13 protein-coding genes and 2 pseudogenes are annotated in these 12,654 nt (G+C 35.9%); all 15 read right to left on the bottom strand.

The window, feature by feature from the left end:
* Window positions 1-176: 176 nt before the first annotated feature.
* The gene (locus H4683_RS20535) at window positions 177-494 is read right to left on the bottom strand and encodes a hypothetical protein (protein ID WP_192600688.1); all 318 of its coding nucleotides are present in this window, start codon (window positions 492-494) and stop codon (window positions 177-179) included.
* 214 nt (window positions 495-708) lie between these two features.
* A pseudogene (locus H4683_RS22565) lies at window positions 709-918 on the bottom strand (IS4 family transposase); the annotation flags it as partial.
* 1,022 nt (window positions 919-1,940) lie between these two features.
* Window positions 1,941-2,156 carry a helix-turn-helix domain-containing protein gene (locus tag H4683_RS20530; RefSeq protein ID WP_192600687.1) on the bottom strand — a complete coding sequence of 72 codons (216 nt, stop codon included), beginning with the start codon at window positions 2,154-2,156 and terminating at the stop codon, window positions 1,941-1,943.
* 10 nt (window positions 2,157-2,166) lie between these two features.
* Window positions 2,167-2,649 carry a DUF2975 domain-containing protein gene (locus H4683_RS20525; RefSeq protein WP_192600686.1) on the bottom strand — a complete coding sequence of 161 codons (483 nt, stop codon included), beginning with the start codon at window positions 2,647-2,649 and terminating at the stop codon, window positions 2,167-2,169.
* 180 nt (window positions 2,650-2,829) lie between these two features.
* Window positions 2,830-3,003, bottom strand: a pseudogene (locus tag H4683_RS22640) (ATP-binding protein); the annotation flags it as partial.
* A gap of 42 nt (window positions 3,004-3,045) precedes the next feature.
* Entirely contained in the window at window positions 3,046-3,204 is a 159-nt protein-coding gene (locus tag H4683_RS20515) for a hypothetical protein (RefSeq protein WP_192600684.1), read from the bottom strand.
* A 52-nt stretch (window positions 3,205-3,256) separates the two neighbouring features.
* Window positions 3,257-3,877 (bottom strand): protein kinase family protein, encoded by a 621-nt coding sequence (locus tag H4683_RS20510; RefSeq protein WP_192600683.1) that lies wholly within the window; start codon window positions 3,875-3,877, stop codon window positions 3,257-3,259.
* 277 nt (window positions 3,878-4,154) lie between these two features.
* On the bottom strand, window positions 4,155-4,607 hold the full coding sequence (locus H4683_RS20505; RefSeq protein ID WP_192600682.1) for an SRPBCC family protein: 453 nt from the start codon (window positions 4,605-4,607) through the stop codon (window positions 4,155-4,157).
* Between the two features lie 338 nt (window positions 4,608-4,945).
* On the bottom strand, window positions 4,946-5,692 hold the full coding sequence (locus tag H4683_RS20500; protein WP_192600681.1) for a hypothetical protein: 747 nt from the start codon (window positions 5,690-5,692) through the stop codon (window positions 4,946-4,948).
* Between the two features lie 748 nt (window positions 5,693-6,440).
* Window positions 6,441-7,148, bottom strand: a complete 708-nt coding sequence (locus H4683_RS20495; protein WP_192600689.1) for a DNA alkylation repair protein — start codon at window positions 7,146-7,148, stop codon at window positions 6,441-6,443.
* 900 nt (window positions 7,149-8,048) lie between these two features.
* Complete coding sequence (locus tag H4683_RS20490; protein WP_192600680.1) at window positions 8,049-8,264, bottom strand: hypothetical protein; 216 nt, start codon at window positions 8,262-8,264, stop codon at window positions 8,049-8,051.
* A gap of 332 nt (window positions 8,265-8,596) precedes the next feature.
* Entirely contained in the window at window positions 8,597-9,637 is a 1,041-nt protein-coding gene (locus H4683_RS20485; protein WP_192600679.1) for an Rpn family recombination-promoting nuclease/putative transposase, read from the bottom strand.
* A gap of 609 nt (window positions 9,638-10,246) precedes the next feature.
* Window positions 10,247-11,008 carry a hypothetical protein gene (locus tag H4683_RS20480; protein ID WP_192600678.1) on the bottom strand — a complete coding sequence of 254 codons (762 nt, stop codon included), beginning with the start codon at window positions 11,006-11,008 and terminating at the stop codon, window positions 10,247-10,249.
* Entirely contained in the window at window positions 10,992-11,399 is a 408-nt protein-coding gene (locus H4683_RS20475) for a hypothetical protein (protein WP_192600677.1), read from the bottom strand. Before H4683_RS20475 ends, H4683_RS20480 begins: the two co-directional genes overlap by 17 nt.
* Complete coding sequence (locus tag H4683_RS20470) at window positions 11,399-11,938, bottom strand: hypothetical protein (RefSeq protein WP_192600676.1); 540 nt, start codon at window positions 11,936-11,938, stop codon at window positions 11,399-11,401. Before H4683_RS20470 ends, H4683_RS20475 begins: the two co-directional genes overlap by 1 nt.
* Window positions 11,939-12,654 lie beyond the last annotated feature (716 nt).

Raw genomic sequence — 12,654 nt, 5'->3', positions numbered from 1 at the left:
AATATCGATGTTGGTTTAGTTGCTTTACATCGTATCAGATTGGGTGTCTTTTTTCTATGTTTTTATTGGGAAAAACTAGCTAATCAACAGACGTGGCTACCTACAATAGTGCAGTTTCACAACACTATCTACTTATAAGGGGTACTATTAAAAGTCGCAGTTTTAGATTCTATAGTTTATTTATCTTCTAGTAGATATGGATCTGCGTGAGAACCCGCTAAAAGCCACCCGGCAAAAAAAGAATAGTGTCCACTGGAGTCAGCAAATCCTCGATTATAAACATACCCCGAGTAATTTTTTCCATTTCTGGTTTCGGTAACCCACATGGCTGATGTATGTGTATATGGTACTGTTCTTGTAGCATAAATTTGATCTGAAGCTTGAGTAATTAGTGGTACAACGCTTTCAGAGGCTTGGACATTTGACACAGTTACTGATAACCCTAAACTCAAAGCAGCGATCAGACTTAAAGCCAACATTTTAAATTTCTTCATAAATTTTTCCTCCATCCCAGTAATTGTTATTATATTGAAAACAGAAAACTATAAACCTATTACAAAGAATATCGGCCGATAATTCTTACAATTCAATTATCCCATATTCCACCAATTTTGTCCACCTCTATTTTTGCATAAACAGTATCTTAAGTTTCGCACCGCTGAATTCTCACGCCATCATAAGATTTTTCCCCGATTCCATTTTGGGTCTTTAAGCAGCTTTATCGTCCCCAACTAACTGATTTCCCAAAAAGGAGTCCTCAAATAGCTCCTTGATGTGTCTATATTCAGGAGACTTTTTAAAGGCCTGAATGTCAACAGTACCCGATTTCGGTTAGTGCAGTAATGATAACGTCCAAAAGCTCTTCAAATAAGTCCCATAGTCATTCATCCTACGAAAATAGGCTAAAAAGGTATACAAAAATGCGACACGTTTCACTATAAGTGCTTAGGCACGAAATGTGAGATTTCTTAAATGAAATATAACTAATTAACTGAAATTCGGAATGAAAGCCGTCATCTTGAGCTGAAACGAACTGTCTGATACTCCTGCGTGCGATTAAGAATTATAGTTTTCAATCGTGCGAAGCCAGGTAAAGTCGGCTGAATATAACCTAAGTTATAGCTGCTGCAATAATAGGGTTATAGATAGGTCGGGACGCTATAAAATATCAATGGTGAGAATGTTCTATTAAGAACTGACGAAGTTGTGGAGGTACGGGTCTAGAATACTACTACACTCGAAAGGTGTAGCTCACTCGTTGGGGTGAAATACTGAAGAGTAAGAGTTCTTGTTATGAAATTCGGGATAGATAACAACGAATCTATAATTCCTCAGGCTCAAAGCGACCACCTAAAGATATATGTACAGCTAGGTTAATTGGAACGTGAAAAGCAAGAAACGCTCATCTATACGATTATAATCGGACCGGTGTTTATAAGGTTCAAAATCAACGAACCGAAATAACTTTATTCTTGTGCGAGTAAGGGCACAGTACCTGTGAAACAGTGATAATAAACTGCGGAGGGATAGCCCTGAGTCTTAATTCTCGAAAATAAGTACAATACAAATGCAACTCACAAGGTCGAGTAGGATGATGGGACTTTTCGAAAGAAAGGGGAAACAATCCATCGGTGAGTACACAATTACGACATACTGAATACTAGGCACTTCCGTACAAAAGAAGGGGCTAAACAATTTGCCCAAATTCGCGGATTTATTTCCATACTTCGTAAAAAAACCATAGTATACTGTCCTCGCTTATCTCCGTCGTACGTGGAGAATTCACATTCAAATAGTGCCTACCTAAGTAGTTACAAGATTTCAACATTTCCGTTTGCACTAAATAATACGGGGTTATATACTTTTTGTGGTCATAAATATGGTCGCATCTATTGTTCTGTAATACTCTCTTAATGTTAAATATCCCCACTATATTAATCTTAGATGTCTTCATCACTTCGGTATTCTAAAATATCTCCTGGTTGACATTCTAAAGCTTTACAAATCGCCTCTAAAGTTGATAGTCGAATCGCCTTTGCCTTTCCATTTTTCAATATGGAAATATTGGCCATCGTTATTCCAACCCGCTCCGAAAGTTCTGTAACACTCATTTTCCTTTTAGCCAACATCACATCAATATTGATTATAATTGCCATGTTATTCACCTCAGACCATTAAGTCATTTTCTGATTTTATATCGATGGCTACTTGTAAAAGCCTTTGAAGAACAGCAGCGAAGACTGCAATCACCATGGAAGCAAAAATAATGACCAATCCGATTAGTATAATACCCGGGGCGTCGTCTATCTCCGCCACGAGATAAAAAAGTGGCATACCTACCACATACAAAGTACTGATTATGATTGCACAGTATTTGATTTTCTTTAGAGCTTTTACAGATAGCTCCGAAAAGGCTTTGTTCTTGTCAATATAGCTTAAAAGTTTAAAAGCTTGATACAGAGCAAAGTAAAAAGGTATCGCTGCCGCGTACATATCGATTAAAACGAGAGATTTCATATAAGCAATATCTGGATACAATTCTCCAGCAAAATTTCCGAACTTAGGCACCAAAAATATGCACAAAGCTAGAACTGGAATTCCAATAAGAATAACAGCTATCTTTAAAAAGAGTGTTGTTCCTCGTTTCATAAAAAGCACCTCACTTATTTATTGTTAATTTGACTTTAACATATATTATATCGTTTTACATTAAAATATTATTGTATTTCATTATATTATTATTGTACTTTTCAAGGAAAAAGTACAGTGTATTGCAATCTTTTGTACACAGTTTTGCCACCAAAGATTTTGTCTTAGTTGATACGTGATAACGCATTCGTTAATTCGGAAGTTTTCTCCACTATATGTAACGATATGTGCGTGATGAATGAGTCGATCAACTAGCGCTGCGGTTAACCTACTATTGATGAAAATACGATTCCATTGATTAAATTCCAAGTTCGAGGTGACGATTAAACTCTTCTTTTCATAGAACTCTGTTATCTCCATTCAGCAGAGCAGCTTACAGACTGGAAAGCTTATTCATTAACAAGGCGGACTGGTCCCCCATGGCTCCATCGTAATTCCTAACATACGATCCAGCTTCATCTTTTTCACTCCTCCCATTCCACGATTTATCAGCCCATCTGTTTGAGATAATAACACACTAATTATGACATCATGTACGTCAGTATTAAAAAACAAACTGATCCATCCCATTTTTGAAGGCATGAGAATTATAGGTTTTCACTTAAATTTATGGTATTCTATTTATTCTATAAGATGGTAAAAGTCCTTTTTTATAAAGGATAGCAACTGTATTTAAGTGTAGAGCAGTTATTCTCTTTGGGAAAAAACGTTTGCGGTAAAGCTGATAATAAGCTTTTTTAAGATCATGCCATTGCCTACAATGTTTCCGCTGTCTAAAACGTGCGACATCAATGATCTTTATCTCACCATTAGATGTGATAAAAATGTTTCGCAAGTGAATATCGGAAGGATTTAATCCCTCGGCTACAGCTAATGATAGTGCATGATCGATTTCTTTTATATGAGCTGACGTTATGAGCTTTCCATGCGTCATACATTCAAAAAGGGTAAGCCCCTCAATGTAATCCATGACAATATAATTTGATCCTAAGTCATGAATTGATGGGTAATAGGAGATATTTTGAAGTGTTTTATAAATTCCAGCCTCTTCTTTTGCAATATAAGTAAATTCAGGGAAAAATATTTTAATTGCTTTATTTGATGACTTTATTCTAAAAACAAATGCACTTCTTCCCGTCCCAATTAGTTTTAGAGAATCACCATAACTAATTAGACGATTTTTCTTGTTAATGATAACTGTATTTGCAAGTACTAAATAAGTATTCAAGGCTTGTCCTCCAGTATATTATTTGAATTAAAAGAGACGCTATAACCAATATCTGATCATAGCGCCTCTAGAAATAAAAAAGTCCTCACCAAATAATCGGTAAGGTCTCGCAAACAACGGTAGTTGCCAACAATGCCGAGGGTTCAGACCCTGTGCTGACGACTTTGCTGTATTGCTACTCCCCTTAAAGGAAGTTGAAATATTTATTTTGTAGGGTAATTATAAATGCTGCTCGTTTGAGAGTCAATTATTTTTCTTCATCGCGAATCTTGAATTTTTAACTGCTTTCAGATTCAGCCACTTTTTTCACTCGTTCCACAAACTGGATGACAACCTTATCGCTTGAGAATAATAAAAACAATTTAATGAACCATTTTAATGGACGATTCGTAGTTGTATATTTAAAATGAGTTTTATGATCATCTAGCTTGACCAATTCGTATTGCGCCGTAATCTCAAACATTTCAGCTATGGTAAAACCGACTTTCACCTTTTTTTCATTCGACGAATCCAAATAAGCCAAAGTTTCCACGTTGTACTCCATGATACGCTTTCCTTCTTTGTACTTTTGCAAATACATACTTCCAACCATATCATCTGTTATTGTTATCGGCTGATTGTCAACCACTTGCGGCATGATCTTTTGCATATCTTCTAACGACCCATTAAAGAGCTCCCAAATTCGTTCAATTGGCGCATTGATTTCTATTTCCTTTGACCAGCTTTTCATAATCAAAATCCCCCCATGAATTTTACGTTATATATCAAATTGAAATCCGCGTTTCCTCCATTAGTAATCCACCCTATACGGTCAAAACATATTGCATTACTCACTTAGACTATACCATTTCCTAACACGTCTGTTGATTAACCAAATACAGGTCAACCTCTTTCACTGTATTCCCTCAAACGACATAGGAAATCGACAACCATACTTTTCCATTCCGCCGCGAATGTCTGCGCTAAAAAACTGCGGGTGAAGCTACGGAAAAAGATTGATTTTCTAACTATATAAGTTGAACGAAAGATCAACGGCCCATTTATACTTGAATAGTTGAAACAAACGCGTCAAACAAGCATATGTGGAATCAACAAAAGTGTAAAACTTAAATTCAACTTATATAGACGGAAAGTGTTCTGCGTCTTCGTCCCGTTCACTTCGCTTCCGAGATACACTTCTGCATCCTGAAAAATAAGGTTTTCCAGATTAGGTTCTTGTTCGGTCAACACTTCGATTTTTGCTTTATCCTTTAGCCATGTAATGAATTGCACGTTCTCAAAGGAATACTGATCGAACAGATATCCTCGATCAAAGAGGGATAACGCACCGGAATCGATTGTAATGAGTTCATCCATTTGTGTTCGATTGGTATGTTTAGCCGGTAATAGAACGGCTTTGTTGGGTACAATCAGTTCTTTGGTGACAACGATTTTCATATGAAGTCGGACGCCTGCTTTCATCTTTTTGAAAGTTGCCCATGGATATTGAGAGAGGCTCATAGGCATTGTTGACGAATCAATGACGTGCAGCTGTTTATAATTATGGATGAATGGTGTTTGTTTCATCCGGATTCGAATCTCGGCTACAAGATACTGGAAAACCTCCCCAAAACCTCCAGTCGATAACATGCCTTGTTTTCTTGAAAGTTGAGACGTACTGATTGCTCCCATTTCGACCTGAGTATGAAGATCTTTCTCGTCTCTCACAAATTTCGATAAATATGCTAAACTATCCCGTTGATTCATTTGAGCAATAATAAAAAGTTGAAGAAACTTACACGCCGTCAACTTCTTTACGTATCTATCTAGATCCATGACGTTTGAAATTCTACTAAAAAATTGTTAGTTTAACTCGTTTGACAGTTCATTTATTGTGATTTTTGCGTTATCCCTGTCCATGAGATTTCTCCTTATAATTAGGGATTTGGACAGGACTACCAAACCTAATTATAAGGAGTTTTTTATGCATTAATAGTCTTGAAATTTACATTCAAGTGAAAAAGAAGCCATGCTTTTTCACTTTCTAATTGCTACCTAGTTTTGAAGGGAATTATATTCACCATGTTCGCCACCTCTTCCGAATTGATATCTTCCTTCTATTCCTTCTTCCAGTAACGCTCCCGTTAGCCATACGTGTATCGCAAAATCAGCGCTACACCACAAAGGATAAAAACGTATGCAGAACGGATATTGGATACTACGGCTCGCGAAGAAGGTCGATGAACTATGGTGCCATAGAGCCATCCTTTAGTCTGACCCCAACGACCACGGTGCATCACAGACTGTAGCATCCAATACGGGTAGCACTTATAGGAGATTAATCCTATTCTGGTTATTGCACCAGCCTTGCCTATATTCTCCGAAGGATGGGGCTGATTTTTTATTTACCGATCAATTCAAAATTGTCATTCTCAAGGTTCATCTTTTTTGTTATGCGTTATTATCAATAATAAGGGTTTTTTATTTTCATGGGAGTTTAAGATTTCCAACAAAAATAGCGATAAATCCTTGTTGGATCAATGCCCTGGATAATTAAAGATCGTTTTACGCTGCGAGGCTAATTTTAACATCTTACATGCTTACGTTTAAAACCAATCTTTCCTTTATCGACTTCTTTTTGAATGCTTTCGTAAGCGTTTAGGAAACTGCTTTTTTTCTTGTCCCGTTTGACTTCTACTATACCTACTGCCTTTGCGGTCTCGATTGCCTTTTCATGTAGCGGCAAATATGAAAAACCTACGGTGTACAGAAAATTATTCATAGCGGATTTCGTTCGTTCTGGCGAATCGTGAATCGTATTTTTCACAATGCCAAGCATATTGGAAATCTTGCTTTCCGAAAATTCAACGTCTAGTCGATTCCCTAAAAGCCAACAATAGCAACTCCAGCCCGCCGACATTCTCAGCTCTTCACCGCTTGCGATCCATTTATCAGCAACTTCTTGTGCGATATCTGACTCTGATAAAGTTACGGCCACTACAAAATCGGATAGCATATAAAAATACGCCGCATCCATCCAACGATTATAATCCGACTCAGTCATGGCTTTTGGGTCTGCAATAATACCTGCAAAGTACATTGCATCATAGTTCCCTGTAGCATAAAGCTCTTCAGCTACAGGCTGGTTTATTTTTATTTTCTTTGCGATTGGTTTCATAGCGCCTGTAGCCACGCCGAAAAGCGGCTCGTGTGCGCCATTGGATATGTAGATTTTTTTAGTTCGTTCCTTGCCAAGGACTTCAAGCTCCTGCATCACCATTTCTAAATTCATCATTTAGCACTTCCTTTTTCCTGAATTATCCCCATAATATTTTGCCATCAAAGACTTCACCATTATCCTATAACAAACTACCATTTGTCAGCAAAACCACCCTCTAAGCGCATGAGTGTTATGCTGGAATCCACTTAATGCATGTTGGTACTTTGTTCTCGAACTGATGGTAAGAAAAACAATGTTTTTACAATGCCTTCTGTTACAGTTGCTTGCAACGCTTAGAATCAAGGTATTACTCCATTAAATAGCCCTTTTGTTAGTCACCGTCTCTTAAAGCCCGTTAGTCTGACTCTAACGACCACTGTGCATCACAGACTGTCCCACCCAATACGGATACCACTTATGAAAGGTTAACCCTACTTTAGTTACTGCACCGGCCTTGCCTTTATTCTATGAAGAATGGAGTTGTTTTTCGATTTACCTATCAACTTTATATAATCCTGTGAGTTGCATTTATGCAGACGTGTTGATTATCCAGAATTAGGTAGACAAGTCCTGTCACTTGCAAAGTAATTATACAGAAAAAAAGCCATCGTATCCTTCCAAATCAATGGTGTGTGTCCTCCAGAAACATTCGTAGAAAAGACGTAGGCGATAGTTTTGGTCTATAAATTGAAGCCTTTGTCTGTTGGTGAAGCTAGATTAGTAGTACATATGCGATTAGCGCCGCAAACAGCTGACTAAACACTGCATTTTCAGTCGTGCCAACTAACACCCACTTCAAAAACGATACGTTTTAAGTGGCCGAAGGTTCATCACGAGGATTAGAAAAAGTGCCTCTCAACAATTCAATGAATTGATGAAAGGCCTTCATATTTAAAGTAATTTCATGGCGCTTATGGCCAATAAAAATAGCACCAATTTCTCTTTAATAGAAATTAGCACTTCGTTTATTCTCTATACGTTGTGTGACGCTTTTGGCGGTTGGCACACGTCACATTTACGTTGGTTATTATTATTAAATTTCGTAAATGTTTTTTCAAAGTTACTACCACATGCACATTTAAATAGTAACTTTTGTGAAAAACCGTGATATTCCGTCGTTAACAACTTACTTTCCGAATTTTTCTCAACAAATTCTACAATTTTACCGATCGTCCATCGTTTATTCATTCTCACACCTCCATATTTTATCCGTAGGCGGAGGCTTTTTTTAGCATCCGTTCAATTATGAGTAAAAGTCGTAATTATCCTAAGTTCCTCATTATAACATGAGCTAGCACACAATTAAACAGATGGAAGGGGTCTTATTAAACTAACTGCCAGGTAATTGAACAAGATTATTTGTTAATGCTACTTTCAAAGGTCCGATTGTTGATGGAGTCTCCTGTCCAAGGCCTGACGGATATACTGTCCATAAGAGCCTATAGAAAAGAAAAACACCTATGGAATAATGATTCCATAGGTGTTTTTTTAGGTAGTTAACCGCAGCTTTGTAAACTTCATTATTGAATGTATTTTCGGGCCTCGTCTAATTCTTGAAATCTAAAACTATTCACTAACAAAAGTTTCAAAATAGCGGTATCTGTTTTTGATATGCCATCTTTCATATCTTGCGGTACTTTGCCAAATTTTTCAGTCAGAAGTTGAATCGCAGTTTCGGATAAAGCAGCCGCTCCGCCTTTTTCCAACCCTTTTTCCAACCCTTTTTTCATCCCTTTTTCCAACCCTTTTTCCATCCCTTTTTCCATGCCTTCTTCCATCCACATTTCTGCCATTGTCATGGTCATTTCACTCCCTTCAGGATAGTTCATTTCAATTTGGGTAATCATTTGTTTAACATTGCGTTTAGTTAACGAATTTCCGGCACTCAAGACGTAACGTATGATTGTTTCTAAATATTCCGTCCCTGTTTGCCTGTCTTCCAATTCATTCAAGTATCGAATCGAACGAATTATAGATTCTTGCAGTTTGTCGCCGTCTTTCGTGAAGATATCCCGGAGAAGCGTCAATAAGATTCGCGTTTTTGCATTACCCTTAATGTCTTCATCCGCATAAACAGAAACATCATAAAGCACGTGGTTAAAGTTTGGCACGTAGATTTTCAAGTCTTCGGGAAGTTCATCGTATCCGAGCAGCATCTCTCCCAAGCTGGAAACTGTGCGCCAGTGGGATGTGCCATGATACATGACAAGCGGAATAATAATTGGTAATCCCTTTACAAACTCTTTGTTCATTTTCGCTTCCCATATTTCAATCATATACTTTAGAAGCTGCAATGCGATGCCTTTATCGGGATAGCTTTTATGTTCAAATAGAAAATAGAGATAGCTTTCTTTTCCCGAAATATCTACTTCAAATAATAAATCGGAGAAACTTTCTTCAAGTTCTGGGCTGATAAAACTGTCTTTTTGCGGCTCCAAGGTGTCTAAGTTCACAACTCGCATAACCGATTCGGGTAAATAATTCGCGAGAAAATCTTTTGCCGTCTCCAAATTTCCCATCGTTTCTTTGAAAAATTTATCGTGCGGGTTTTGAATCTTCACGTACAGAATCCTCCCTTTCACCAAACGTTCAATTTATAATCCTTACATTGTATTATACATTCTAATCCTGTTCTTTGCCAACGCAATGGAAACAAGTTTATTTACACATTACAAAAGAAAAACAAAAAAGGCCTCTCAATAGTTTGGTCAACTAATGAGAAGCCTTGCTCTATAATGATCAAAAATAAGTTTTAGGCATCAAAAATGGTGACATATAGCGTGAAACCTAATGTTACAGGGTTCTTTAGCTATCTTACATCATGCCGCCCATTCATTTGGTGGTGGCATGGATTGAAATCGTCAGTAAGAAAACCCGATATATCAACGTTTTCCTTCTTCTGATTAAACCGCATTAAACAGAAACCAAATCCATTCACGACAAATTCACGACAAATTCAATTCGGTATCAATTCCCACCCGCTTAACTTTGAAGTGTGTTTATATTGAAAAAAATCCATTTTATACTGCCTACGACATCCCACAATAGGTTTACAAGCGTTCCATTATGTACGGTTGTCATATTCCCCACCTACGGAATGAACGTCTTGGTGTGAATGGTGAAGGAATGGCCTACTTCGGAAGCAACCCGACCGTTTTTATAACCTAAAGTTAACTTACATTTTTCTTTTTTAGTCTGAATTGGTCAAATAGATTTATGTAAACAAAATTCTTATACTCCCCAGGTAACCTTCGGATAGGTGCTTTAATTGATGCTAGAGATTTACTTACACTTATTTTCTCTTGATTAAAATTTGAATACTCATTTAACACATTTTCCAACGCATTCATCAAACTTAATTTATTTTTAAACTTATCTCCCTTATTATTCATCCTCTTTATTCGAACATCTAGATCAGCTTTACATTCAATTAAAGAAATACTCTTAGTGGTATTATGTAATTTCACTATATCAATAAGACAATTACAGCCCGGAAATTCTCTCTTAAACAATTTTTTTCTTTTGTGATAAAATAATGGTTCATGATAAATCTTACTTTCGTTTGATTTTTCCAGATAAACCATTGTATACTCTACAAAGTTTCCTCTGAACTCCAAAAATTCTCTCTTTTGATAAATACAATATAATTGTTTTATTATTTCGTATTTAATATCCACAGGAATATCCTTACTGGAATTTATTTCAGCAAATTCAAAATGACTTTCTGTCAACTCCTCAAATTCAACGAAAGCCGTTTGATCGTAAGGATTAAAGTCTCTTACAATATTAATTAATGCTTCAAATAAAGGTAATCGATATTCACTTTGCTTATCAAAATAAGAAAAGAACGGAGTTCTTTTTAATTCTTTAAAACTTATATGTTTTTTATTATATATTTTAATATTCTTAATGTGTTTATTTCTTTTTATCATGATTCCAGAACCTATAAGGGAGAGGTATTGTAGGTAAACCAATCTCGGAATAAAAATCAAACAATTCTTTTCTTATATAAGGTTCGATATGAACCATGATCATCTTATCATCTATTTCATTTAAATCATTTGAGGTGCTAAATATCATTATATATGTTAGCTCAATTTTGGCATCAATGTTTTGCGATTTATCTAAATCAACAAATTCTTCTGTATTGAGGAATAACATAAAGTTAATCTCAGCTTTTTTTATATTTACATCATCCTTTAATTCTCCTAATACTACAGAGTAATCAGCTTTCGCAAATCCCTTCTCCAATAATTTATCTAATTCAGTACAATAATAATTTATAGAGGTTTTTTTGATATCAAGTATTTCTAACTCTTCCATTAATAATCACCTATTTCTAACTTGATTTTTATCTCACTTTTACACACTTTTACAACGACGTTATCCATACTCATTGTAAATGTTTCATTAAAATTATAATTATAATTATTATCTATAATATCAATTTTGTTTCTCTCAACATCAATATATACATCGTTATAAAATTCTCTTATTATATTTAACGTGGTTCCAATACTATCTATATTTAATGTTTTAAGTCGTCGTGTTAACATCTTTTTTCGTGCATCAAAAAGTCTATCGATATTATTATTAAGACAATAACTTTTATTTAAATGTGATTTAATAATCTTATTTTTGCTAATTTCATACTTACTATAATAGCTCTTACTTTCTTCATCGATTGCTATATTATCAATATGATTTAATAACTTATGTGTATACTTACTACTATCCAAACCTTCAATATATAACTTTTGTACTTCACTTTTCAATTCATTATAATCCTCACACAAAGCATTGTAATTTTGAATCAAAGAATGATTATATTCTTGTGATTGTTCCGTTCTAAAACCATACATATTAGATCCTCCTCCCTTATTTTTAATATATCGTTTGAATTCCCAACTAAAATCACTGATTTTTCTCCACCTCCGATTACTTTAGCATAGAAGTTTAGTATATGCACACGTGTTACTTAAAAATGAATTTTTAACATTGTTCTTATTATGGAGCTCTCTGTTTATTTTATACAGAAGTACATATCTACGGATAAAAAGCAAAAAAACGGCCGCTACGCGACAGCCCTTATCTATCCTTCCTTAATCTCCATCCAAGGCATTCACCACTCCTTACTATTCCGAACTGCTCAAACGGCATGGGTTTTGATTACGTTCCTTCCTGCGGGTAGATGGTCCGGTTACTATAATTGGTTACGGTATTTATTTGATTGTGGAAGTGTCCGGATGAATAATGGGCCATATCCCTGACTTGGTGGATAGCTGCATGATCCTGTCCAATAAAAAAAGAAGCAAGGTTTCCCCCGCTCCTGGTGTACAGCTTACTTTTTTTAAAACGACCACAATAAAAATCTTAAATCAATTTCACTCAATAATTAACTCATGCATTCGTTTGGGAATCGTCAAGGGTTAGTCCGTTTTTAGAAGTTAATTCGCTTTATTCATCGCCGTAAAGCTACTCTCATCGAGTAGGAGGCTAATCATTATTTGATCAGCCGACCTCTCACACCACCGTACGTACCGTTCGGTATACGGCGGTTCAACCTTTTAAGTATCGA

It is taken from the genome of Sporosarcina limicola (assembly GCF_014873855.1).
In the GTDB taxonomy this organism is placed as follows: domain Bacteria; phylum Bacillota; class Bacilli; order Bacillales_A; family Planococcaceae; genus Sporosarcina; species Sporosarcina limicola.
The sequence above is the reverse complement of the archived record's forward strand: the minus strand, read 5'-3'. Positions and strand labels throughout refer to the sequence as shown.

What these genes read in the sequence shown, in the direction of transcription:
- H4683_RS20535 (WP_192600688.1), bottom strand. Translation starts at nt 494, where the DNA reads ATGAAGAAATTTAAAATGTTGGCTTTAAGTCTGATCGCTGCTTTGAGT.
- H4683_RS20530 (WP_192600687.1), bottom strand. Translation starts at nt 2,156, where the DNA reads ATGGCAATTATAATCAATATTGATGTGATGTTGGCTAAAAGGAAAATG.
- H4683_RS20500 (WP_192600681.1), bottom strand. Translation starts at nt 5,692, where the DNA reads ATGGATCTAGATAGATACGTAAAGAAGTTGACGGCGTGTAAGTTTCTT.
- H4683_RS20480 (WP_192600678.1), bottom strand. Translation starts at nt 11,008, where the DNA reads ATGATAAAAAGAAATAAACACATTAAGAATATTAAAATATATAATAAA.
- H4683_RS20495 (WP_192600689.1), bottom strand. Translation starts at nt 7,148, where the DNA reads ATGAATTTAGAAATGGTGATGCAGGAGCTTGAAGTCCTTGGCAAGGAA.
- H4683_RS20475 (WP_192600677.1), bottom strand. Translation starts at nt 11,399, where the DNA reads ATGGAAGAGTTAGAAATACTTGATATCAAAAAAACCTCTATAAATTAT.
- H4683_RS20490 (WP_192600680.1), bottom strand. Translation starts at nt 8,264, where the DNA reads ATGAATAAACGATGGACGATCGGTAAAATTGTAGAATTTGTTGAGAAA.
- H4683_RS20505 (WP_192600682.1), bottom strand. Translation starts at nt 4,607, where the DNA reads ATGAAAAGCTGGTCAAAGGAAATAGAAATCAATGCGCCAATTGAACGA.
- H4683_RS20470 (WP_192600676.1), bottom strand. Translation starts at nt 11,938, where the DNA reads ATGTATGGTTTTAGAACGGAACAATCACAAGAATATAATCATTCTTTG.
- H4683_RS20525 (WP_192600686.1), bottom strand. Translation starts at nt 2,649, where the DNA reads ATGAAACGAGGAACAACACTCTTTTTAAAGATAGCTGTTATTCTTATT.